The organism is Paenibacillus peoriae KCTC 3763 (genome assembly GCF_000236805.1).
Taxonomy (GTDB): Bacteria; Bacillota; Bacilli; order Paenibacillales; family Paenibacillaceae; genus Paenibacillus; species Paenibacillus peoriae.
The window spans coordinates 1-25316 of record NZ_AGFX01000022.1 but is presented as its reverse complement, the minus strand read 5'-3'; the positions used below and the strand labels follow the sequence as shown (position 1 = coordinate 25316).

Below are 25316 nucleotides of genomic sequence, written 5' to 3'. Positions count from 1 at the left end.
CAACGTGCTGGAGGGTTTTGGTATGAAGGATGGACTATGGTCCAGAAGTCTCGGTTTCAAACCCGAGCATCATTGGAAAAAGGAAGTGGCCGCTGGCGCCATTTCTTATTTTTCCGTTGTATATATTGTGATGGTCAATGCGACCATTTTGGCAGATGCCGGCATTCCTCTGCAAGGGGCGATGCTCGGGACACTGCTTACATCCATTATTGGCTGCCTGCTGATGGCTTTTGGCGGAAAATCTCCAATAGTTGTTGTGCCAGGGATGGGAATCAATGCCTTTTTCACTTATACACTTGTACATTCGATGAAGCTGAGCTGGCAGGAAGCGTTGATGGTGGTAAGCATCACAGGGATCTTATTCGCCATTGTAGCATTTACATCTTTGTACAAGCTGATCAGCCAGGCCATTCCCCATAATTTACAGCATGGAATAACGGTAGGAATCGGCTTGTTTTTAACCTTCATTGGATTACAAAAAAGCGGTATCGTGATTGCTCATCAAACGACCTTTGTGGCCATCGGTCATTTTAATGACCCTAAGGTGATCACGGCTTGTATAACGTTGCTGCTGGCTATTGTGTTGTTTGTCCGTAACGTTCAGGGTGGGCTGCTGATCAGTATTTTAGCAGGAACCGGGCTTGCCTACGTGCTGGGAGCTGTAGAGCCGACAAGCACAGTGCGAACCTCTGAAACCGTGCGGCAATACGGACAATTGTTTGGAGAACTGTCCTTTTCAGGTATCGCTTTGATAGCCTTCTGGATCGCTGTTTTTCTCCTGCTGCTGATTGTGCTGTTTGAGAATATTGGTATGATTACTGCGCAGACCAGCATGATTGGAAGACCGGACACCTTTAAGAATAGTTTGCGTGTGTTAGCGGTGACCAATATTTTTGCCGGTATTTTAGGCAGCAGTCCGGCGGTAGCTGCGGCGGAATCGACAGCCGGTATTGCAGCAGGGGGACGTTCAGGAGTAACGCCGCTGGTAACTGCTGTATTATTCGGGGCCACGTTTTTCTGTATTCCGCTGTTGGCTTATATTCCTGATAGCGCGATTGCCCCTGTATTAATCATTATTGGCGGGCTCATGGTGCAAAATGTGCGTGAGATGGATTTTAGTGATTTTACCGAGGCGTTTCCTGCATTTCTGATTATGGTTATGATGCCCTTTACTTACAGCATTGTAGACGGGATGGCATTTGGTTTTATTGCATACCCCGTAGCCAAGCTGGCAGCAGGACGAGGCAAGGAAGTGCCTGTCGCATTGTATATCATATCTGTACTGTTTGTGGCTAACTTTGTACTTCATTCTCTGGTGTAGTAAACTCGAAGATAGACTGTACTGTTCATACCCGCGCAGAGCGCGGGTGTTGTTGTTTGGGCAAGAATGGTCAGAATGGAAGCGGGGTTGATGGTTTATGGAAAATGAGCATCATGTACAGCAAGATGAACAACAGAGCTGGAAGAAGGAAAAAACGGGTAAAAGACCCGATAAGGCTGGCATGAGCCGATTTATCAAATTAATTGCGAGTGCACATCCGCCCAAGACTATTCTCACCATTGCCATGATCCTGACCCTGGTTCAAACGATTGCCGGTTTAATTGTACCGCTGATGACCAAGGGACTAATCGATGGTTTGACCTTTTCTTCACTGAACCGTATGGTCATTTTTGGTTTGCTTGGCGCGTTTGTGCTTCAAGCTGTGGCTTCGGCGGTTTCTATTTATATGCTGAACTATGCCGGACACAAAATTGTGGCTAATTTGCGCAAACGCTTATGGCATAAAATTTTGTCTCTCCCCATCCCGTACTTTGATCGGAACCGGTCAGGAGATACGATGAGTCGTGTCACCAATGATACTAGCCTGATTATGAACCTCATTACGGAGTATCTTGTCAACCTGATTTCTAATGTGATTGCAATTATTGGCGGTATTGCGTTGTTATTTTATCTGGATTGGGTTATGACACTCATTATTATGACTATTGTTCCGCTAACAGCCCTTATTTTGTTTCCGGTAGGACGGAAAATGTATATCATTTCCAAAAAGCAGCAGGATGAGATGGCAGATCTGACCTCAGTGCTGAGCCAGGTTATCGGTGAAATCAGGCTAGTGAAGGCTTACGGAACAGAAAGCCGAGAAGCAAAGGCCGGAGAGGATCGTATCTACCGGATGTTCCGCTTTGGTCTACAGGAATCCCGTATTTTGGCTCTTGTAGGACCCATCTCTACCTTCTTGCTGACCGCAGTGCTGGTCATTATTTTGGGTGTAGGTGGTGTACGAGTGGCATCAGGCGTGCTAACAGCCGGGGATTTAGTAGCTTTTATACTGCTTCTGTTTCAAGTGATTACACCTATGGCACAATTTACAACCTTGTATTCTCGTTTGCAAAAGGTGGTTGGAGCTACTGAACGGATTCAGACAATTTTGGATCATGAAGAGGAGCCGCTTGAATTGAAACAGGAAGCTGCAAAAGAGAGCAGAGATATTGTGCTGCGTGATGTTGCTTTTTCCTATACCGAAGGTGAAGAGGTTCTTCATAAGGCGAGTTTGGTCATCCCAGCTAACCGCACGACAGCGTTCGTAGGTCCGAGTGGAAGTGGCAAATCGACTCTGTTTTCATTGCTGGAGCGCTTTTATGTGCCAGATACCGGGGAAATCTGTTATGGAGAGGAGCCGATATCGTCATATACGCTATCCTCCTGGCGTTCTAAAATCGGTTATGTGTCGCAGGAAAGCTCGATGATGACCGGAACGGTCAGAGATAATATCACGTATGGCTTGGGACGGGAAGCTGATTTGGAAGAGGTAAGACAGGCAGCCAAGATGGCATATGCAGACACGTTTATTATGGATTTGCCTCAAGGCTATGATACGGAGGTAGGGGAACGGGGGATGAAGCTGTCTGGCGGGCAGCGCCAACGGATTGCCATTGCGCGTGCGCTTCTTCGCAGCCCGGACATTCTCATGCTGGATGAGGCTACCTCCAGCTTGGACAGCTCATCCGAGCACGAGGTACAAAAGGCGCTGGCGAACCTGATGGAAGGACGAACGACGATTGTCATCGCTCACCGTTTGTCAACGGTCGTTCACTCCGATCAGATTATCGTGTTGGACAAGGGCAAGGTGACGGGTGCAGGAACTCATGCCGAGTTAATAGAGTCCCATCAGGTATACCGCGAGCTGGCTCAAAAGCAGTTTGTGGAGATGGGGGAGAGGAGTATGGAGCACTAGTGGCCGCTTCGCGTGTGATTTAATCCTCCGATCGCTGTTGCCTCTGAATTCCTCTGATTGTAATGAGAACAAGGGGGGAATTCAGAGGCAAAGGCAAAGGCGAACGCTCCGCTTCTTCGGATTCAAAACACCCACTTCGCTGATGCCGCAAGGGTCCATGCTTTGATGGAAGGACAGGGAAGGTCAAGGGCAAAGTTCAAGGACATAAGAGCAAAACATCAGAGCAGGAACAAAGAAATGATTGTGCGGAATTAATTTTTCCAAAATCTTGACGAAAAGGTTTTGTAAAGATATTCAACAAGGAATCAGGGAGTTTTTTGAAGCTGTATGACATACAACATATAGAGTTGGCTAAAATGGTGCTAGACTAAAATATGGCATTTCCGCAAGCACGCTGTATCGAGGGATAGAAAGGAATGGGGTCAAGAATGAGCAAACCGAGAGTATTGGTCGTTGATGATGAAAACGCTATCAGAAAATTGATTAAAACGGTTCTTGAAGCCGATGGAATGGTTGTGCTTCAGGCTGAAAACGGTATGGAAGCCATGCGGATGATTAGCGAGGAGCCATTCGATCTCGTCCTTCTGGACATTATGATGGAAAACGTTGATGGCTATGATGTGCTTGGTCAAACGCGTAATATGGGCATCCATACGCCAATCATTTTTCTGAGCGGGAAAAAAGAAGACACAGATCAGATCATTGGACTTGGACTTGGGGCAGATGCCTATGTTACCAAGCCATTTAGTCCTCCTGTGCTTTGTGCTCAGGTAAAAAACCAGATTAAAAGATATCGCCAGTTTCAGGAATCAAAACAACAAGCCTTGCACATTGCGTTGGGACCCTTTCTATTCAATCATCATACCTATACGTTTCAAAAAAATAATCAGGAAATCGCGTTGTCATCAAAAGAATTACAACTCATGAAATTTTTTATGGAGCACCCCAATCAGGTCTTCTCGAAAGAACAGCTCTATCAAAACATCTGGAAAGATACGGTTGTCGATAATAATACGATTATGGTCTATATCAGACACCTGCGGACCAAAATTGAGGAAAATCCTACGAATCCGAAATATATCAAAACCGTCTGGGGAATCGGGTATCGTTTTTCCGTTGAAAGATAGATTAGCTATACACGATCCAATTACATACGTTCTCTTGAAAGCGCGCCGATGGACCCGGGGGGCTTTTTTTCTATGGCTGATTATTTCTCTATCCAACAAACACATTCTCCGCTGCGGTGAGTTTGTCATGCTCGTCGAGATTCTTTTAGTCTGTCTCAAACACATTGAAAGCGCTGACATATTTTTGTCACATGGTTCTTAAAAACATTTAAGGTTTAATCAGAATACTTTAAGATTTGCTTTTTACAATTTAGTTATCCCGAATCATCCAATGAAAACGTTTTACTACAAAGTCTTGTAAACACTTGGACTAGCGATTGATTCGAGGATAAAACGCAGATTGATCATCTAGGAGGCGATCAAGTGGTCACTAATCATCTACAAGAAGCCGCAGAGCTTAAGCTACAGCCACGAACAGAGTCCAAATGGCAAAAGGTGTTGAATTACAAGATTGGAGGGGTCATTCCTGCAGGTCTTTACATCCCGTTTATGGCTGTTATCTACTTGCTGATGAACTCTGGAAAGCTCGAAAGTGATATGCCTGGGGCTGTATCTGTCATGGTATTGTATGGCTTTATTCTGGCGGAAATCGGAAAGCGAATTCCGATTCTGAAGGATATCGGCGGCGCTGCCATTATGGCAACGTTTGTTCCATCTTACATGGTATATGCTCATCTTCTCCCGCAGTCAGCAATTGATTCCGTTACTGTCTTTATGGATAATACCAATTTCCTGTATGTGTACATCGCAATTGTTATCGCTGGCAGCATCCTTGGCATGAACCGGGAACTCATGATAAAAGCGGTCGTGAGATTGGCTGTCCCTTTGACGGTCGGCTCCATTCTCGGAACAGGCGTCGGTTTGCTTACAGGTGTGGCTTTGGGAATCCCTGCGTATGATACCTTGTTTTACATCCTTGTTCCTATCATGGCAGGAGGCGTTGGTGAAGGCGCGATTCCACTCTCTATCGGCTACGCCCAAATTTTAGGCTCAACCCAAGGTGAACAATTTGCCATGGTTATTCCTGCGGTCATGTTGGGTAGCTTGTGTGCTATTATCCTGTCCGGCTTGTTGAAAAAACTGGGGGATAGAAAACCAGAACTTACCGGCAACGGCACGCTGCTCAAAACAGGGGATAGCGATGTTTTGGGGCTTGCAGAGGATAAAAACAAAAAACCGCTTGATCTTTACCAAATGGCTGCCGGAGCCATTTTAGCTATCGCATTCTTCATGGTAGGAACCTTAGCCGCTGAGCTAGTTGGCCTGCCTGGTCCGATCGTAATGCTCTTTGCAGCATTCCTGGCCAAATATTTTGGCTGGTTGCCCAAATTCCTTGAAGATGGAGCGCAACAGATGCAACGTTTCTTTGTAATCGCCGTAACGTACCCGCTCCTGCTTGCGGTAGGTGTGGCTAAAACACCATGGGAGGCACTGATTTCTGTCATTAGCCCTGCTTATTTCATCACCATTTTTGTAACTGTATTAACCGTGGTTGTGAGTGGATATTTTGCTGGTAAATGGATGAAAATGTATCCGGTTGAAGCTGCGATTATTACTTCTACCCGATGCAGCCAAGGTGGAACAGGGGATGTTGCGATTCTTTCTGCGGCCGATAGAATGGTACTCATGCCATTTGCCCAGGTATCCACACGTCTTGGTGGTGCAGCAACGGTAACACTTGCTATTTTCCTGCTGCGATACCTTACACACTAAGATAGTGAAACCTTAAAAAAAATTAATAATTTGACAGGATACTTTAAGATCTTGTTATTACAATGAAGTTGTCTTGAGACACCATTTGGTAGGCGAACATGAAGAACTGATATAATCGGAAACGAACTAGCCCTATCACTAGGGACTGATGGGCTACTGCTCGATGGAGATGGTAAAAACAGGATGAGACTTCAACGAGAGATACTGTTTCATTATCGAAGCCATTTTTCATTCATCACGATGCTAGCGCTTCCGATTTCTTTTCTAGTTCTGCTGTGGATGGCCTACGGCTCGTATATGGACGGAGAACGTACTGTAATTGAACAGCAGCAGGAACAATTGCTAACGATTGCCAAGCTAAACAGCACGTCTATTGAATCTTTTTTCGACGAACAAATGCACACGCTGCAAATATTGGCAGGCAACCGGCAGATGTCGCTCGCTATAGCAAATAAGAATGAAGCTGTGATTGACGAAAACTTATCTGCTTATTATACCGCCAAAAAAGATAGCATTTATCGGATTAGCCAGGTGAACCTGGAAGGGAGAGTGGTACACACTTTACCCAAGCGCAATCGTACGGATACGATGAAAGCCTATGAATTAATCAAAGATGATATTCAAAGGGAGCTGCGAGAAAAAAAACCGTTCATCGCAAGTGCCAGGCTGGAGAAGCAAGGCCATTATATTGTGCATCTGTTTCAGCCTGTTTATCTCGATGGGAAATTTCAAGGCGCACTCATCAGTGTAGTAAATCTGAACGCTGTGTATGAGAAGCTGTTGAAGCCGATTCGCGTGGGGACCAAGGGGTATATCCATGTCAAGGATCAGCAAGGCCACTATCTCATGCACCCGAGCGAAGAAAATATCGGGTTATCGCTATCAGCGATGAAGGCCAAACACCCGGGGCTTGATTACCGCGACCTGGAAAAACTGTTCAAAATGCAGCTTACCCAGGAACAAGGCTCAGCTTTCTACCATTCGTACTGGTGGGGCGACGAATTCTATACCAAGACGAAAAAGATTGAGGCATTTTCCCGTGTTCATCTCGGTGACTCGTTTTGGGTGGTTGCCGCCGCTATGAACTACGATGATGTGAGAGAACCGATTGCACAAAATCGAATTAAAACTATTGAGATTTTTTCAATGATCGTCCTGACGTTGGCTTGTGCCGTTTATATCATCATGAGGACGAAGAAAAATAAAGAGGCTCTGGAATACGAGACGAGGTATTTGCGGGAACTGAATAACAAGAACGAGCTGCTGAGAAAAAAGGATCTACAATTACAGCACTCGCAGAAGCTACAGTTGATCGGCACGCTATCAGGGGAAATCGCCCATGATTTCAATAATTTTCTGACTCCTATCAGAGGCTATGCAGAAATTATGCTTAGCAGTATAGATCCTACTGAAGAAATTTATGATTATGTCAGTGAGATTTATGATGCTTCCGAGAAAGCAAGAGTGATCATCGAGGAAATCCTCCTATTGAGCCGGTTGGAGAGTGGAAAGGTCAAGAAAAACGCTCCGGTCAAAGTTGAAGAGCAGGTTGAAGAGGCACTGGGACTCATAAAATCCTTCCTCTCGCCCAAAGTGAGTGCTGTGTTCAACAAACGGGTAGACTCAGCCGTTATTTTTGCAAATAAAGTACAGATCCATCAAGTCATTATGAACCTGTGCAACAATGCCTATCAAGCAATGAAAACAGCCGGTGGCGAACTAAAAATCATATTGGATACCATTCCCTTGCAAGAGGTAAAAAAAATCCGCGAGAACGTCCTGGAAGTCAGCGATTACGTTACTTTATCTGTCTCGGATACGGGTAGAGGGATGAGTGACGACACCTTGCAGAAAATCTTTGATCCTTTTTTTACAACCAAACCGGCAGGAGAGGGTACGGGGCTTGGATTGTATATCGTCCAAAGCATTCTCGAAAAGCATCAAGGATTTATTACCGTGGATTCGGAGCTGGGTAGGGGTAGTGTGTTTACGGTGTATCTGCCGAAAACGGAGTTTGTAGCAAAAGAGACAGAGATAAATATGAACCCTGTGTTTACTGAACAAAAGCGCATTCTTTTGGTCGATGATAAACAGCGCGTATTGAAAGCGATGAGAAGAGGACTGGAATCGTATGGTTTCCATGTTGAGACAGAATCAGACAGCGTGGAAGCATTGCAGCGGTTTGAAAAGTCTCCAAACCATTACGATCTGGTTATTACGGATCAGGCAATGCCTTATCTGACTGGTACGGAATTGGCTGAACGTATCAAGGTAATCAACCCAAGTATGAAGATCATCCTGATTACCGGTTATGTCGAGGATCACGTGGTGGCATACAAGGAGAGATTGATCATTGATGAATACATGTGTAAGCCTGTAGCAGGTTCAGATATGGCACAAATGATTTATAAGGTTCTGCAATCCTGAAGATGGAGAGCATCTACCATCCAATTGGCAAAAGAGGTGTAGACATTGATTATTCAGCAAGCAGGCATGGCCGGTACACTGGAATCAAGCGATATTACGATTTCTATCGAGCCGAACGGGACGAAAGGTATTGAAATCGAGTTGAAAAGTACCGTAGAGAACCAGTTTGGAAATCAGATTCGCAAAGTGATTCTCGAAACATTACAAGGAATGGGCATTGAACATGCATATGTCCGCGCGAATGATAAAGGCGCACTGGATTGTGCCATTAAGGCTAGAGTAATGACAGCCGTAAGCAGAGTGGTCGACGGCGACTGCCGGCCATGGGAGGCGGAATAGATGCAGAAGCTGAGAAGGACCATGTTGTATGTTCCAGGGAATAACCCAGGGATGATCCGGGACGCTCATATCTATGGGGCAGATTCGATTATGATCGACCTTGAGGATTCTGTTTCCCTATACGAAAAAGATGCGGCACGTTTGCTGGTGTACCAGGCGTTGAAAACCTTTGATTTCGGGGGCACCGAGGTGCTGGTCAGGGTCAACCCGCTCAATACGCCGTATGGCAGAGACGATTTTGAAGCGATTGTACGGGCGAAGCCGACGGCCATTCGATTGCCGAAAACGGAGACCGCCGATGACGTGATTGAGGCGGATGAATTGATTACTGAAATTGAACAAAAGATCGGCATGGAGCATGGGACAATCAAGCTTTTTGCAGCGGTTGAGAGTGGCAAGGGCGCATTGAATGCGGCGCAAATTGCGGTTGCCAGCAAGCGGCTGATCGGCATCGCCATTGGAGCGGAGGATTTTGTCACAGACCTGAAGACAACGCGCTCGCCAGAAGGCATTGAGCTATTGACAGCACGAAGCCTTATATTATTTGCGGCAAGAGCTGCTGGCATTGCTGCTGTCGATACAGTCTATTCGGATGTAAATAATGAGGAAGGCTTTGCGGGCGAGGTGAAGCTGATCAAACAGCTGGGCTTTGATGGCAAATCCATTATTAACCCACGTCAGATCGAGATTGTAAACCGCATCTATACGCCAACAGAAGCAGAGATCAAAAAATCAAAGCGGATCATTGAGGCCAGTCTCGAAGCGGAGGCCAAAGGCTCAGGTGTGATCAGTCTCGACGGTAAAATGATCGACCGTCCGATTGTAGAACGTGCACGTAGAGTACTTGACCTGGCGGAAGCGGCAAAAATATACGTAGAGTAAGGTGAATGTTATGCTAAACGGTGCTGGGAGAGAAGTTCCTCTAGCTATTGAGGGACTTGATGCGATAACTCCCTTTGATCGCAAATCGACTTACGGGCAATTTAAAAATACAGAGCGGTTAAAAGACCGCCAGCGAAATCCTGCCAAAAACAAAATCATGGATTCGATGGAGAAAGCCATTGAAGCTACAGGCTTGCGTAATGGGATGACGATCTCGTTCCACCACCATTTCCGCAACGGGGACTTTATCTTGAATATGGTTATGAATCAAATCGCCAAAATGGGTATTCGTGATCTTGTCCTGGCAGCCAGTTCCTTGACGGATATTCATGCGCCGTTGGTAGAGCATGTGCGAAACGGTGTCATCCGCAGAATCGAGACCAGTGGTCTTAGAGGCGAGCTGGCTCAGGCATATTCCTACGGATGGTTTGATATTCCGGTGACGATTAACTCTCACGGTGGTCGCGCAAGAGCGATTGCATCAGGGGAATGCTCGATAGACGTAGCCTTTTTGGGCGCACCTTCTTGCGATGCATACGGCAATGCAAACGGAATTTCCAGCGTAAACGAAGCTCCATCGGCATGCGGCTCCCTGGGTTATGCCATGGTAGATGCACAGTATGCACGCAATGTTGTGATGATCACGGACAATTTGGTCTCCTATCCGAACACTCCATTCGCCATTCCTGAAACCCAGGTGGATTATGTGGTTGTCGTGGATCGCATCGGTGATCAGAAGGGGATTGTCTCAGGGGCTACCCGTTACACGAAGAATCCGAAGGAACTGTTAATTGCCAAAAACGCGGCAGATGTGATTGAAGCATCTGGATATTTCGTGGATGGCTTCTCATTGCAAACCGGATCCGGGGGTGCTGCGCTTGCAACGACCAGATTTCTGCGGGAAAAAATGCTTGCCGCTAATATCAAAGCAAGCTTTGCGCTGGGAGGTATTACCCAACAAATCGTTGACCTGCATGAAGAAGGATTAATTGAAAAGCTTTTGGACGTGCAGAGCTTCGACCTGCGGGCCGTAGAATCGCTGAGAAAGAACAAATTTCATCAACAAATTAGTGCGGAATATTATGCAAGCCCTGAAAATATAGGCTGCGCTGCTCACCAACTGGATGTTGTTGTGCTGAGTGCGCTGGAGATTGATCTGAATTTTAATGTGAATGTAATTACCGGGTCCGATGGGGTCATCCGTGGAGCTTCCGGTGGACACTGCGACACTGCCGCAGGCGCTGCAGTATCCATCATCGTTGCTCCGCTGATTCGCGGAAGAATGCCTGCTATTCTTGATCGTGTAAATACCATTATCACACCAGGTCATACGGTTGACGTACTGGTTACCGATCAGGGCATCGCTGTGAATCCTCTCCGCCAGGATCTCCTGGCTAGCTTCAAAGCCGCCAAGCTCCCTGTCTTCACGATCGAAGAGTTGCAAGAGAAGGCTACGCGGATTGTCGGCAAACCAGAGCCGATTCAATGGGAAGATAAAATTGTGGGTGTGATCAAATATCGTGATGGTTCCGTAATTGATGTCATTCGTCAAGTGAAACAGGACGCTAAAATTATAAACCAAGAGGAGGAAGTATTGAGCCGCTGCTCAGTACAAACAAACTTATGAGTATAAAAGAAGCCGCCTTACAGGCACATCGCGTAAGAAACGGTAAGCTGGAGATTGCAGGGACCGTACCGGTCGTAAGTAAAGAGGATTTAGCGATAGCTTATACACCTGGCGTTGCTGAGCCATGCAAGGAAATCGCCAAAGATAAGAACAAAGCCTACGAATATACGATTAAAGGGAGCACCGTGGCGATTCTGACGAATGGGACAGCCGTGCTGGGTCTGGGGGATATTGGTCCTGAGGCAGGGCTGCCTGTCATTGAGGGCAAGGCCTTGTTGCTCAAAGAATTTGGCGGGGTGAATGCGTACCCTATCTGTATCGACAGCACTGATCCAGACGAGTTTGTGCGCACGGTTGAAGTGATCGCCCCAGGTTTTGGAGGCATCCATCTTGAAGACATCAAGGCGCCAGAATGCTTCTATATTGAAGACAAATTAAAAGAAAAACTGAACATTCCGGTTTATCATGATGATCAGCATGGAACGGCAGTTGCTGTGCTTGCAGGGTTATGTAATGCCTTGAAACTTGTGGGCAAAAAAATGGAGGATGTGCGCATCCTCATCAATGGAGCAGGAGCTTCGGGTATTGCCACCGCCAAGCTATTGCTTGCTGCAGGAGCAAAGCATATGGTTCTCTGCGATATCAATGGTGCCTTGGTCGAAGGCGACATCTCTCTCAATGAACCTCAGCAGCAAATCGCCAAGCTGACGAATCGTGATAAAGAAACAGGCAGCCTTGCAGAAGTCATCAAAGGCAAGGACATCTTTATCGGCTTATCGGTTGCAGATGTGATGACAAGAGAAATGGTGCAAACCATGAGTAATGAAAGCATCATTTTTGCCCTGGCCAATCCGATTCCAGAAATTTTGCCGGAGGAAGCACACAAAGGCGGAGCAAGAATTGTTGCGACCGGCAGATCGGATTTTCACAACCAAATTAATAACCTGCTGGCATTCCCCGGTATTTTCAGAGGCGCGTTTGATGCCAGAGCCACGGACATCACGATGGAAATGAAATTAGCGGCAGCCCAAAGCATCGCAGATCTGGTAACAGATGAGGAGCTTAAGGATACCTATATCGTTCCAGATGCGATTGACAAAAGAGTAAGTGCAGCAGTTAGTAAAGCAGTAAAAATCGTCGCAGAACAAAGCGGTGTTGTAAGAAAATAAAGACATTGTCTTCTCAGAACAAATAAACAGGATGCGTATCCTACCCTTTTGCTTGCAGAGTGTGGGATGCGTCATTCTGCTTATTCTGACTTTCATGCAGGAAAACGGTGATTATGATGGCTATGTGGATGGAACATTTGCGTGAAGAGATTTTAAATCCAAGCTCTGAAGACGCTCAAAGAGAGCTTCGCGATTTCCTCAAGCGCCAAGGTCTTAGAATAGACGATCAAATGGAATATACGATGGAAATTGTAGATGGCAGCGACATTGCCGCTACGGGTTCCTTTTCAGGCAGTGTACTGAAGTGCATTGCTGTAGATGATGCTTATAAAGACCAGGGGCTATCGGCACAAATCGTTAGCCATTTAGTAAATGAAGAATACAGGCGGGGAAGGGACCACCTGTTTATTTATACCAAGCCAGTGAATAAACACATTTTCAAGGATCTTGGCTTTTATCCAATCGTGGAGGAATCCTCCAAGGCTGTCTTGTTGGAAAACCGATGGGATGGTGTCAGGCAGTATCAGCAAGAGCTTTTGCAGGAATCGGGCGATCTCGTCCCTTCGGCTGCGATTGTCATGAACTGTAATCCATTCACACTTGGACATTTGCACTTAATCGAGCATGCAGCGGCGGTTTGGGAAAAGGTCCATCTTTTTGTAGTCTGGGAGGACCGATCCATTTTTCCATCAGATGTCAGGTTCAGACTAGTGGAAGAAGGCGTGAGACATTTGGCCAATGTGGTCTTGCACAAAGGCAAAGACTATATCATCTCGAGCGCAACGTTTCCTTCTTATTTTCTCAAAAATGATGAAGAGACAGCAAGTACGCATATATCACTGGATTTAAAAATATTCAGCCAGTATATAGCTCCGTTGCTAAATATTCAAAAACGATATATCGGTCAGGAGCCAAGCTGTGTCTTGACCCGAAAGTACAACACGATCATGAAAAAATTACTGCCTTCCGTTGGAATCGACGTAGAGGAAATACCGCGACTGCTATGGGAGGGGGATGCAATCAGCGCCTCTGCGGTCCGCAAATATATCCGTCTGGGTCAAATGGATAAAGTGAAGCAGCTTGTACCGGACACGACCTATCAGTTTTTATTGTCAGTGGAAGCTGAAGAAATCATCAAGCGTATCAGGGAGATGTCGTAACATGTGTTCGTATGAGGTTACCCTTGAAGAAATGCTGCAGGCACGTGAAAAACGGGCAGATAAACAAAGACAACTGATCAGTAGGTACGCGGTAGCTCTGATCAGCATGACGATCAATATTCCGGGACCACAGAAGTCCTCTCCAACCAGCACATACGTTTTTCATGAAGGCTATCGTATCTTGATGAGCCAACTGGCGGTGAACCAAATGACACCGCTCCACAGTGAAGCGTATGATCTGCTGACAGGCCCGGAAGCATATGTTGCCGTTCAGGCAGACGCACGAATATTGAAAAAGCTGGTCATTGCGATTGAAGATGGGCATCCACTAGGAAGATTACTGGATCTGGATGTGATTGGACTCCATGGAAGGGCAATCTCCAGAGATGAGCTTGGCTTGGGCAAGCGAAAATGTCTTATGTGCGAGCAAGCTGCGCATGTATGTGGACGGAGTAGAGCACATGCACTTCCCGATTTGCTGGAAGCTATCACAGCACTGGTGGACAATTATACGCGAAACCAGCAAGGAGTCAAACGAGCATGATCGGCGAGGAGCAACTATGATGGCAACAAGCCTATTAAGTGAAAGCCTTGGCCAACAGGCTGTCCTTGCGCTGCTAACAGAGGTCTCCGCCAGCCCAAAGCCGGGACTGGTAGACCGGTTTAATCGTGGCGCTCACAAGGATATGGACTTCTTTACGTTTATGTCTAGTGCGGCCGCGCTTTCCGGCTATTTTGAAAGATGTTCAAAAGCGGGAGGTTCCTTTCATGGAGAGGATCTCCGTGTACTATTTGTGAATCTACGACCCTTGGGACTGGAAGCCGAACAGGCTATGTTTGCCGCAACCGGCGGGGTGAACACACATAAAGGTCTTATTTTTTCGCTAGGAATTATTTGTGCCGCTGCTGCGTATTGTTGTACGACACAAGCAGCTGCCAGCAGGCTGGATGAACAAGTCATTTGTAAGACCATTGCTCAGATGACCAAAGGTTTATGTGCGAGTGAGCTTGCATCCCTGAAAAAGTCAACAGACTTAACGGTTGGCGAACGGTTGTATAAAAAGTGGGGCATGACGGGTATACGTGGTGAGGTGGAAGCAGGCTTTCCCACCGTGCGAGCGTATGCTCTGCCCGTCTATCGTGAGTTGAAATCATCGCAACGATACCATGTGAATGATATCTGTGTTCAAACCCTGTTACAACTGATGGTTGTCAACGAAGATACGAATGTCGTTGGCAGACACGATCGGGAGATGCTAACCTATGTCCAGCAATATGCCAAGCAGGTGCTAGAGGCGGGTGGTATCTTGTCAGAGAGAGGTGTCGCCATGATTCATCAGATGAACGATGATTTTGTGCAAAAAAATGTTAGTCCTGGTGGCTCCGCTGATTTACTGGCAGTCACAATCATGTTGGAAAATTTATGTCTGGCACCACCTGCAATATAACGGCAATACGGTTCATGCCCGAACCATTTTAATGAAAAAGGGCTGCCCCAAAGTGATATGTTCCCTTTACAACAGACAGGTTCATTCGTAAAACCTACTGCTGTAAGGGGGACTTTTTTATGAAAAGAAATAATTGTGAATGAAGCTGTGTGTTTTAAGTAAGAGGTCTTTCGTACATAGAAATGGGCGTATTAGGAAGTAAGATTGGATTTTTGTGGCTAAATGTGTTACGCTTACCTTCCTTTTTTTGTGTCGAAGCAAGTGAATGATGCAGAAATCGAGACTTGATATTCTTAGGAGGTAACTGAAATGGAGAATGAGTTTCAAAGTGCCTATCAAGAAGAACAGCACAGGCTGTCGCTTGCTATGGAGGAAATTGATCGGAGATTGGAACGGCTTCGCAATACGCCGGTATACACCGGGCATGATTTTACGGAGCAGGTGCTGGAATCCGCACGCGAGGAAAAACGCCAGGCTTTGACCAAAAGTGCGCAGGAGCCATATTTTGGCCGCATGGATTTTGACGAACGTGGCAGAGGACAGCGTAAGTCGCTCTATATCGGTAAAGTCGGAGTGGAGCGGGAAGAAACGTCGGCGTATCCGCTTGTGATCGATTGGCGTGCGCCGATTGCCAGCTTGTTTTATTCGTTTACAGGTGGTGAAGAAACCGCGTCCTATGAAGCTCCTGAGGGAACCATTGAGGGTCTGGTATATCTGAAGCGCAACGTGGTCATCCGTAAAAGAATTCTGGAACGGGTCGCTGATACGTACAATCGTGAAAGCGACGAGCCTGCTGTCTCCGATGAATTTCTCGTGTACCGTTTGGGAGAGAACAAGGATAACCGTCTGCGGGATATCGTATCTACCATTCAGGCCGAGCAGGATCAGATCATCCGTGCGGTCAAAAATACAGCCCTCGTTATTCAGGGGGTAGCGGGTAGTGGCAAGACGACGGTAGCGCTGCATAGACTCGCATTTTTGCTTTATCAATACAAGGATCAAGTGTCGGCGGACAAGATGGTCATTTTCGCACCGAACCATATGTTTCTCGATTATATTTCAGATGTACTTCCAGAGCTGGGGGTCGGAAATATTCAGCAAAGTACATTTGCGGACTGGGCGCTCCAGTTGTTAGGGGTGGATTTACCTCTGGCGGACCCTGCCGAAACGTTATCTTACTGGTTTGAGAGCGGCAGCCTGAAAAAGGAGTCTATGGATGAAGCGCCGGGACGATTCAAGGGCTCGGTTCATTTTATGAAGCTGCTTCAGGCTTTTGTGGAACGACTGGAGCCTATCTCGGTGCCTGAGGGCGACTTTTCACCATGGGATGGGGCGGTGCTGCCGCGAACTGAGATTTTGAATTGGTTCAATGAGGAATACAAGCCCTATCCGCTCGCAAAGCGGAAGGAACGTGTGCTTGCCAGAGTCCATCGCTGGATTGAAATGGAGCTGAAAAAATCTCCTTCGGCGGCTGCGCTCAAGGAACGCAAGAAAAAAGCAGGGACCCGGGAAAAGGCATATGCTAAAAAGTGGCCCCAATACGACGCACTGACGCTTTACAAGCAGCTTTTTCAGGCTGCTAAAGGATTGCCCGCAGAGACAGCCGCGGAGATGAAGACTTCTTTGCCAGCAGCAATTTTCAAGACCACACAATCGGACCTGCGCAAACAGGTGATTCGCGAAGAGGATTTGACTGCCTTGGTCTATCTCCATGTGCTGATTCATGAGGTAGAATCGTCTCAGCGTTTTGACCACGTGGTGATTGATGAAGCGCAGGATTTTTCGCCTTTTCATATCGCATTGCTGGATTTGTTCGTAAAAGGACATTCCTTCACGATACTTGGCGATTTGTCGCAAGGGATTCATGAATATCGTGGCGTACATGCATGGGAGGAAATGAGTTCTCTTTTTGCACCGGAACATACGGGGTATTTTGCGCTTACGCGGAGCTATAGATCAACACTGGAAATTATAGAATTTGCAAATACGATTTTAGAGCAGGGAGTTCGCGGTGGCATTACGGCTGTTCCGGTATTTCGTAGTGGCGATCCGGTGCGTACTGTGTCATATGACATATCAGGGCGTGAACAGCATTTGCTTACCGCTCTCAAAGAGCTTTCCTCCAAGGAGTATCGCACCGTATCTGTGCTGACACGTACCTTGAAAGAGGCTGTGGAGCTGCATGAGGTTTTTGTAAGCGCAGGGATGGATGTCCATTTGATTGACGGCGGCAAAAAGCAATATGAAGGTGGCTTGTCCGTTCTGCCTGTGTATCTCTCCAAAGGGCTGGAGTTCGACGCAGTTATTGTAGCGGATGCCGACCATGAGCATTATGGAGATCTGGCGTGGGATGCCAAGCTGCTGTATGTGGGGTGTACCCGTGCGCTCCATGAGCTGTGGCTCATGCATGACGGTGAGCTTCCAAGCTATGTGCAGAAGCAGCCGGAGTAGGGGGAACACACTGTAAAAATCACTTGTGTCCTAATTTAAGTTACTGTTCACCGTTTGTGGTGGATACTATGGGGAGTGTGCTAGCTGAGAACAGCCGCGGAATTCATTTTGTCCAGGGCTGTTCTTTCTTGTTGTATGGGTAGACTTGTGGAAGTGGAGTCTGTACCATGACCATGCGATCTGCAACTTGTTTGCGGGTATGGTAGAATAAGAGGCGGTTCATAGCTGCTTTAGTACAATTGATGATTTGAATTTTAAGGAAGTGAATAAAATGGACTTATTTTCATATTCCCAGGAGTCGACGCCAAGCAACCGTTTGCTTGCGGATCGCCTGCGTCCAACCTCGCTGGATGAATATATTGGACAGGAGCATGTTGTCGGTCCGGGCAAGCTGCTGCGTAGAGCTATAGAGGCGGATCAGGTTTCTTCTATACTGCTGTACGGACCGCCGGGATGCGGCAAAACAACGTTGGCACATATTATCTCGCAGCATACGCAAGGCGATTTCGTCCGGCTGAATGCAGTAGAAGCATCTGTGAAGGACGTAAGAGAAGTTATTGACCGTGCACAAACGAATAAATCCATGTATGACAAAAAAACGATTTTGTTTCTCGACGAGGTACATCGTTTCAACAGCTCACGTCAGGATGCACTGCTGCCTGCGGTGGAAAAGGGAACGATCGTGTTTATTGGCGCCACGACCGAAAATCCCTTTCACTACGTGAACGGCGCCTTGATGAGCCGTTCTACGTTATTTCAGCTTGAAGCGCTGACGCAGGAGCATTCGCTGGCCGCGATGCGCCGCGCCTTGGACGATGCGGACAAGGGGCTTGGCTATATGCAGCTTCAGGTAGACGAAGCTGCGCTGGATCACATCGCGTCCATGGCCAACGGCGATATCCGCCGTGCCTTGAACGCGTTGGAACTGGCGGCGCTCACGACGCCTCCGCTGGCAGACGGCACGGTTCACGTGACGCTGGAAGTCGCGGAGGAGTCCATCCGCCGCCCGATTGTCAAGGCAGACGAGTCCACGCAGTATGACGTGCTGTCTGCCTTTCACAAAAGCATTCGCGGCTCCAGCGACGCGGCGCTGTTCTGGTTCCTGTACGCCGTAGAGAAGCTCGGCATGGACCCGATGACCTTTATTCGCCGCCTCATCGCGGCGAGCAGCGAGGATATTGGCCTGGCGAACCCGCAGGCGATGGTGCAAGCAGTGAATGCGCTTGAAGCCTACCGCAATAACGGCTGGCCTGAGGCCAAGCTGAACATTGCACAGGCCATTTTGTTCGCTGTGGAAAGCCCAAAATCGAATGCCGTATATACGGCGATTTCACGGGCCATGTCGGCGATGGACGATATCAAATCAGCCGAGGTGCCGTTGCATTTGCGCGACGCACACTACAAAGGCTCGGAAAAGCTCGGCCATGTTGGTTATCAATACCCACATAACTTTCCGAATCATTATGTCAAACAGCAATATTTGCCCGATTCGATAGCAGATCTGACCTTTTACCAGGCTACAGAGCAGGGGAATGAGTCGAAGATCAGGCAAAACCAACGGTGGCGGGAATCACAGTCATAGAACATTTGTTGCAGACAGATGAGCGGTGTGTGTTAGATACGATTACATTGTGATCATGCAAGAGCGAAAAAGGGGATAAAAAAGATGAAAGACGTGCTATTCGTTGCCGCTGGTGGAGCGCTCGGAACTTCTGCCCGCTATGGCGTGCAGTCACTGCTGCCTGCGGCCGGGGCGGATTTTCCACTTGGCGTGCTACTAATCAATTGGGTCGGCTGTCTGTTCCTTGGCTGGTTCTTTACCGTAACCTTGCGCTCATGGCGGATCAAGCCCCGCTTGCGACTTGCCATTGGGACAGGCTTTACAGGTGGCTTCACTACCTTTTCCACCTTTGCCGTAGATGCTGTACGTATCTCGGTTCACGATCGTATGCTGACGGCTGTGTTGTACCTGCTGCTAAGCGTAGGCGGAGGCCTTTTTTTGACGTGGGCAGGTATTCGTCTAGGCACAAATATGACGGAAGCTGCCCCCAAGGAGGAACGTCTATGATCTGGTGGGCGACGGCAGGCGGGGTTGTAGGTACATTGGCGCGGTACGGGCTTGGCATGTGGGCTGGAAAGCGGTTTGGAACCGCATTTCCGTGGGGAACGTGGCTCATTAATATCAGTGGTTCCTTGCTGTTGGGTTGGTTGTATGGCGAATTTACGCAGCAACAACTGTCTCTTGCACTCTGGATGCTGCTAGGTACAGGCTTTTGCGGCGGCTATACGACCTTTTCAACATTCGGCTATGAATCTCTTCAACTGATGGAGCGTGGAGAATACCGGCGGATGGCTGTGTATGTACTGGCTTCGGTGGTCGTAGGAGTTGTTGCCGCAGCTATCGGTTATAGACTTAGTTAAATACTTATAATTCCCCGCATGCAGACTCCAAAAGGAAAAAAAGCCTCTGAATCCAGACCGTGGCATTTTCGGCCGAGGTCGGTTTCAAAAGCTTTTTTATGAGGCATGTTTCACCAAATATGGATTTAGTGCAGCGCTTATGAAGCTATTTTTTATCCCGTTCTTTATATAGCTCGGGCAAAAGGGATTGCAGTTCCGGTCTTGGATCAGGATCGGACAGCTTCATTTCCTCCAACGTCTGAACGGCAATTCGCAAAACGGTATAATCTCTATACCAACGGTTATCCGAAGGAACAACATACCAGGGGGCTTGCTTGGTTGCGCTCAGTTCCAGCGCTTCCTCATAGTATTGCGTATATTGCTTCCAAAATTTCCGTTCCTGCAAATCACTTGGATCAAGCTTCCAGTTTTTGTGGGGCTTCTCGATCCGGTCGATCAGCTTTTCCAACTGAAATTGCTTGGAAATATGTAAAAAGATTTTAACCACCTTCACACCGCTATCAAGCAGCAACTGTTCAAAGTGTTTGATATGCTTAATATTCCGTTTGGCCAGTTTATCGGATACCTGTCCGTGAACACGTGTAATCAGTACGTCCTCATAATAAGAACGGTTGAATGCTGAAATATATCCACGCCCCGGGGTTACACTGTGGGCACGCCACAGGAAATCATGGCTTAATTCCTCAGCCGTAGGTACTTTAAAGCTATGGACCGTCACTCCCGCTGGATTCAGATTAGAAAATACCTGCTTGATCACGCCATCTTTTCCGCTGCTATCCATACCCTGAAACACAAACAAAACGGCTTGTTTCTTCTCGGTAAATAATTTACTTTGCAATTCCGCGAAACGTTCCTTCAATTGATCTGTTTCCTGCTGAATTTCTTCTTTATTTTTGATATCCTGCGTATCTTTGGGGTTCCAATCTTTTAAAGAAACTTTTTTACCCGGTGTCACCATTCCTAACGAATTAGACATAAAGGCACGCTCCATTTCAATTGAAGTATAATATCTTGTCTACATCATATACCCAAATGAGATGGTTATCAAAATTCCTTATGTATCCATGCTTTTCTTTGTCTAAACGGCTACATTTATAACTTTCTGGTCACGCTTTTGGTCACAGAATTTTTCTTCAATTTCTAATGGTTCTGCTTCTTCTTTTTTACTCAGTAAATTACTCAATCCTACTATTGCTACCGTTTCCTGCCGCGTCCCCTGTTTTAATACGAACAATGAAGTTTTAATTTTACGAATGTTGTCCGAAAATTTCGGGAAATTGATGAACTCTATAACATACGTAACTTTAGCTATTGTATTTATAACTAAAGGAATGGAAGCTAGAACTAAATAATTACAATGAAATGTTACTTTTAGAATGAAAGAGAAGCGCTGAGAAAATACCTCGAACGCTTCTCTTTTTTAATTAACTATGCCATTTATTCCATTATATAGAACAAATAGTACGATTAGCACTGTCCTATTATTGTAACTGGTTCTATTCATAATATTAATTGCGTCCTTTGTTATTATTTTAAAAATTGTGATTCCCAAGTACCATCTGCATATCCCCAAATTGTATGTGTACCAGTTTCGACTACCTCCCCAAGAGACGGATGAATAAAATTCCAAGTGAAATATGCGGTCTGGTAGGCGCTGCGCTTGTCAGAGTTAATATATGGTTTTTCTTCTTTTATGGTGACATTCACTACAGGGAACCAATTTCTTGTAACAACTCCACCGCCATTTAGAATTTCAGTCACTTTCCCCCCACTAACTCTGTAATGTATATATACTTGTGTTGTAATAATATTGATACCAAATGTAGAAACGACTGTTTCAGAATAATGTGTATATTCAGCTGCCAGAGGAGCAGTGGAGTGTTCTTGTTTGTTTTGGTCTACCCTTACTTTTATATCTCCATTATATAAGTCTGAATCTTTTCCGCTTTTTATTCCATTAAAAATTGATTTAATTGCATCGGGATCATTCATATAATTCACAAATTTCTGTTGATCTTCTTTTGAGAGACTTGTGAACTGTTTTAAAATAGCAGAGGAATCATTATCGTTCAAAGAGTTGAGTCCTTTATTATTGTTTTTTAAATAGTTAATATAATCTTCTGGGGTGTTAATAGTTAAAGAATCCTGTGCGTTAACTGAGTAAGGAAGAGTACTTAAAAATAATACCAACACAACAAGCAAACTTAACAATTTTTTCACTTTATCAATCACTCCTTAGAAATAATAGTAAAACAAAACCAAATGATACCTTATAATGGATTTGTTTTACAGGGAATATCCTACCATACGATAAAAAAATTATCAAATATCAAGAGAGGGTATTATGGGAGCTTTTTTGAAGATAAGAAGGTAAGAGATCAATAAATAACAGCGAGGAAGATGGCAGGGTGAGACCGCCTGTCACCAATTAAAAGGGAGAATATATAATTGAAAGATAGTATTCAAGTAATAGAACAAAAGTTAGTAGGCTTCAATGATACGGAATTGTTAGGAGTTAAAACTGATGACGATAAGATTTCTGTTGGAGTTTCATTTATTTGCAATGGAATTGGATTAAGTTCAGGACAGCGTGACAGACAAGTTAAAAATGTACAGGAAGATGTTGTTTTAAAAATGGGATCAAGAAAGCTGTCCGTCAAATTCGACGATCAGGTTCGGGAAGCATTATTTATAGAATTAGAATATCATTCGTTGTGGCTAGCAAAGATAACTATAACGCCAGCAATGCAAACCAACCAACGAGAAGTAGCAAGCAAACTTGTTGAATATCAATCAAAAGCGAAAGATGTACTAGCGGCTGCATTTATTTATAATCCAGCACAAAAATATCTGTCTACTACAACGGAGAGATTGGAGCATTGAGCGATTTCAAATATCTGAATGAGAAGAATTTAGTTTATAACGATGAGCGTGGTCGCAATATCGGTCATACCTTTATTCGAACAATCAAATTTGTAGAGCGCGGATGGACGAATCAGCGGATACATATAGCAGTGATACCAATAGTAGTACCGATAGCAACACTGACATGAGCATTAAATGTGAAGACGACGAAAATTACGAATAATACATACATACATAGAATTAGTTCTGATTGAATTAAAAGGCAGGCTATGAAGGGAGATGGTTGTATTGCTTGTTCTAGCGTGAGTTGTGAGTAGGATCGGTGGACAAGGGGTGCAAAATACATATAATCAGTCAGCAGTAATAATCAAGGAACCACCAGCAGAGTGAATATACATAGAAATAGCTTCAGACGAACGTAAAGGCTGTGTTAAGAAGGTTTAGAGTTAAGAACAGTGTGTGGTGGGCAGCAAGTTAGGAAAGCCTAGAACGAGAATATAGGATTTTAAATATATATGCAAATAAGCAGAATTGGAAAAGGAGGAAGTTAATACATTTGGAAGAAGAGATGTTAAAAGCTTTAGAGTCATATCCACCATTACTAGATGTAACCCACATTCAGGAAATACTTATGGTAGGTCAGGCAGTGGCCTACAACGAATTGAATTCAGGCAATTTTTCGGTTATGAAGATAGGTCGGCAATTGAGAGTGGCAAAACCGTTTTTCGCAAAATACATAATCCAATCATCCACTTATAGCAATGTATAAACCTTGTATAAAGAAAGAACACACCAAGCCATCAATTTTACCGAATGTGTTCTTCTTCTCTAAGCAACATAGTGGTCACACGCTGGTCACAGAACTTCAAAAAATTGATAAAATCCAACGAGATTTAGTGTGGCTATATGAAAAGTAGTTAGCGAAAAACATTGATACGATAAGGCTTTTTGAGGTTTAATGAGATTAGATAAGAAGTTTATGTACGCAATAATTTTTAATATGCTGTAGATTTATTCTTCACTTTCCTCGAACTGCATCAATACGGATATGTTGTTTATTTCTAGGGCAGGTGCTTTTTTGTTACTCTAAATACTATCGTTATAATAATAACATATGGGAAATTGTGCCTATGTGTTGTATGATGGAGTATCACTACAAGGTTAATGTTAGTAAGGAGTTCATGAATAAAAATGAAGATATTTTGTTAAAAATAGCTAAAAGTATCCATTTTCCAAAGTAATCTATGGTTAATGTAAAACGATGATCTTATCACAAGAGAGGTTTCAATGGATAACAAGTACATGATTACTATAAAGAAATGGTCTGACGATATTGATGGCACATATTTTGTAGCAAAAGTTCCTGAACTTAAGGGATGCATGTCAGATAGGGATACAATCAAAGAAGCATTGGTCAATGTTAGGGAAGCAATATCTGGTTATTTAGAAGTTTTGATCGAGTCGGGCGAGACTATTCCTAGACCACGAAATGATAAGGAAATTGTTCAGTTATTAGGCGAGTATACAAAAGAAGAAATTGCAGAGTGTTATCAGGCAGTAGACAAGTTACGTAGCATTATAGATCAATTAAATAAAATGTAAGTTTCCCAAAATGGAGAGTTGTTATAGTGGAAAAAATAATTATTGAACCCAATATAGGGATTGGAACGATTAAAATTGGTATGAGTAAAGCTGAAGTAGAAAATTGCCTTCAAGCGTACACAGATAAATTCAATAAGTCGCTTCAGGATGATGATTATTTTCACTATGCTTTCAAGGTTGAATATGACTCAGATGGTAGGGTTAATTTTATCGAAGCTGCTTCGCATATCAAGGATGATTTTCACTGTCTGATGAATGGCATTGATGTATTTAATACTAAAGCAGAAGAACTGATTAAGATAGTTGATGAATTGTCACCTTATGATAGACAACACCCAGAATTAGGCTGGATGTATTCCTTTCCGAAATTAGGATTGAAATTTTGGAGATCAAGTATTTTTAATGAAAAAGATACATTAGAAGATCGGTTCAAGGAAATGCCTCCTGAAAACCAAGAGGAGGAATTGCGTTTTCAGTTTTTTGAGACGGTGAGCATTTCTTCTTAATTGTTTCTTTGACACATCCGTAAAATTGATTAAATGAAAGGGCGTGGGCAACCACGTCTTTTTTGTTTCTCAATTATAGTATAATGAATGTTATAAGGTATCTCAGAAGGAGCAACGTTATATATAGGGTAAAGGAATATGAGCAACAGCAAGAAGTAGGATAAAATTATATATGTGTACACTACGTACACACTCACAAGCCTAGATAATTGTGTCTAGGTTTCTTTGATATTTAATAACTATATATTGGGATATGATTTGAATGAGGGGGGGATGGTTAAAATCAATTGACCACTTAACTTCTACAAATATACCCCTAGCCTGCTAGACGTTTTAGCTAAAT

General features: G+C 45.0%; 22 protein-coding genes. 20 read left to right on the top strand and 2 right to left on the bottom strand.

Annotation, left to right across the window (positions count from 1 at the left end):
* Positions 1-22 precede the first annotated feature (22 nt).
* From KQI_RS0114995 to crcB (KQI_RS0114920), 16 genes are all read left to right on the top strand, one after another.
* Positions 23-1321, top strand: a complete 1299-nt coding sequence (locus tag KQI_RS0114995; protein ID WP_010347623.1) for an NCS2 family permease — start codon at positions 23-25, stop codon at positions 1319-1321.
* Between the two features lie 97 nt (positions 1322-1418).
* Positions 1419-3236 carry an ABC transporter ATP-binding protein gene (locus tag KQI_RS0114990; RefSeq protein WP_010347622.1) on the top strand — a complete coding sequence of 606 codons (1818 nt, stop codon included), beginning with the start codon at positions 1419-1421 and terminating at the stop codon, positions 3234-3236.
* A 428-nt stretch (positions 3237-3664) separates the two neighbouring features.
* Positions 3665-4363, top strand: coding sequence for a response regulator transcription factor (locus tag KQI_RS0114985; RefSeq protein WP_010347621.1), 699 nt, complete (start codon positions 3665-3667; stop codon positions 4361-4363).
* Positions 4364-4726: 363 nt separating this feature from the next.
* Entirely contained in the window at positions 4727-6076 is a 1350-nt protein-coding gene (locus KQI_RS0114980; RefSeq protein ID WP_010347620.1) for a 2-hydroxycarboxylate transporter family protein, read from the top strand.
* A gap of 183 nt (positions 6077-6259) precedes the next feature.
* A complete protein-coding gene (locus KQI_RS0114975) occupies positions 6260-8503 on the top strand; it encodes an ATP-binding protein (RefSeq protein WP_010347619.1) in 2244 nt (747 codons plus the stop codon).
* A gap of 45 nt (positions 8504-8548) precedes the next feature.
* A complete protein-coding gene (citD, locus tag KQI_RS0114970) occupies positions 8549-8842 on the top strand; it encodes a citrate lyase acyl carrier protein (protein WP_010347618.1) in 294 nt (97 codons plus the stop codon).
* Positions 8843-9724: a citrate (pro-3S)-lyase subunit beta gene (gene citE, locus KQI_RS0114965; protein ID WP_010347617.1), complete on the top strand. Its 882-nt coding sequence runs from the start codon at positions 8843-8845 to the stop codon at positions 9722-9724.
* Between the two features lie 10 nt (positions 9725-9734).
* Positions 9735-11351: a citrate lyase subunit alpha gene (gene citF / locus KQI_RS0114960; RefSeq protein ID WP_010347616.1), complete on the top strand. Its 1617-nt coding sequence runs from the start codon at positions 9735-9737 to the stop codon at positions 11349-11351.
* Positions 11348-12520 carry an NAD(P)-dependent malic enzyme gene (locus KQI_RS0114955; RefSeq protein WP_010347614.1) on the top strand — a complete coding sequence of 391 codons (1173 nt, stop codon included), beginning with the start codon at positions 11348-11350 and terminating at the stop codon, positions 12518-12520. Before citF ends, KQI_RS0114955 begins: the two co-directional genes overlap by 4 nt.
* 113 nt (positions 12521-12633) lie before the next feature.
* A complete protein-coding gene (gene citC / locus KQI_RS0114950) occupies positions 12634-13680 on the top strand; it encodes a [citrate (pro-3S)-lyase] ligase (RefSeq protein WP_010347613.1) in 1047 nt (348 codons plus the stop codon).
* Between the two features lies 1 nt (position 13681).
* A complete protein-coding gene (citX, locus tag KQI_RS0114945; protein ID WP_010347612.1) occupies positions 13682-14224 on the top strand; it encodes a citrate lyase holo-[acyl-carrier protein] synthase in 543 nt (180 codons plus the stop codon).
* A 16-nt stretch (positions 14225-14240) separates the two neighbouring features.
* On the top strand, positions 14241-15128 hold the full coding sequence (gene citG / locus KQI_RS0114940; RefSeq protein ID WP_029390173.1) for a triphosphoribosyl-dephospho-CoA synthase CitG: 888 nt from the start codon (positions 14241-14243) through the stop codon (positions 15126-15128).
* A 309-nt stretch (positions 15129-15437) separates the two neighbouring features.
* Positions 15438-17579 carry a HelD family protein gene (locus KQI_RS0114935; protein WP_010347610.1) on the top strand — a complete coding sequence of 714 codons (2142 nt, stop codon included), beginning with the start codon at positions 15438-15440 and terminating at the stop codon, positions 17577-17579.
* Positions 17580-17850: 271 nt separating this feature from the next.
* Positions 17851-19161 carry a replication-associated recombination protein A gene (locus KQI_RS0114930; RefSeq protein ID WP_010347609.1) on the top strand — a complete coding sequence of 437 codons (1311 nt, stop codon included), beginning with the start codon at positions 17851-17853 and terminating at the stop codon, positions 19159-19161.
* Positions 19162-19245: 84 nt separating this feature from the next.
* A complete protein-coding gene (gene crcB, locus KQI_RS0114925; RefSeq protein ID WP_010347608.1) occupies positions 19246-19647 on the top strand; it encodes a fluoride efflux transporter CrcB in 402 nt (133 codons plus the stop codon).
* On the top strand, positions 19644-20000 hold the full coding sequence (gene crcB / locus KQI_RS0114920; protein WP_010347607.1) for a fluoride efflux transporter CrcB: 357 nt from the start codon (positions 19644-19646) through the stop codon (positions 19998-20000). The genes crcB (KQI_RS0114925) and crcB (KQI_RS0114920) overlap by 4 nt, the downstream gene beginning before the upstream one ends.
* A 145-nt stretch (positions 20001-20145) precedes the next feature.
* Here crcB (KQI_RS0114920) and KQI_RS0114915 read toward each other — a convergent pair whose 3' ends face one another.
* Together KQI_RS0114915 and KQI_RS0114910 are read right to left on the bottom strand one after the other, a co-directional pair.
* Positions 20146-20976 (bottom strand): PPK2 family polyphosphate kinase, encoded by an 831-nt coding sequence (locus KQI_RS0114915; protein ID WP_010347606.1) that lies wholly within the window; start codon positions 20974-20976, stop codon positions 20146-20148.
* Between the two features lie 551 nt (positions 20977-21527).
* Entirely contained in the window at positions 21528-22220 is a 693-nt protein-coding gene (locus KQI_RS0114910) for a hypothetical protein (protein ID WP_010347605.1), read from the bottom strand.
* Positions 22221-22448: 228 nt separating this feature from the next.
* On the opposite strand from KQI_RS0114910, the gene KQI_RS26935 reads away from it, so the two are divergent.
* The 4 genes from KQI_RS26935 (at position 22449) to KQI_RS0114890 (ending at position 24973) form a co-directional block, all read left to right on the top strand.
* Entirely contained in the window at positions 22449-22883 is a 435-nt protein-coding gene (locus tag KQI_RS26935) for a phage antirepressor N-terminal domain-containing protein (RefSeq protein ID WP_010347604.1), read from the top strand.
* Between the two features lie 538 nt (positions 22884-23421).
* Entirely contained in the window at positions 23422-23634 is a 213-nt protein-coding gene (locus KQI_RS0114900) for a MerR family transcriptional regulator (protein WP_010347602.1), read from the top strand.
* 518 nt (positions 23635-24152) lie between these two features.
* The gene (locus tag KQI_RS27955; protein WP_010347601.1) at positions 24153-24467 is read left to right on the top strand and encodes a type II toxin-antitoxin system HicB family antitoxin; all 315 of its coding nucleotides are present in this window, start codon (positions 24153-24155) and stop codon (positions 24465-24467) included.
* A 26-nt stretch (positions 24468-24493) separates the two neighbouring features.
* Positions 24494-24973, top strand: a complete 480-nt coding sequence (locus KQI_RS0114890) for a hypothetical protein (RefSeq protein ID WP_010347600.1) — start codon at positions 24494-24496, stop codon at positions 24971-24973.
* Positions 24974-25316 lie beyond the last annotated feature (343 nt).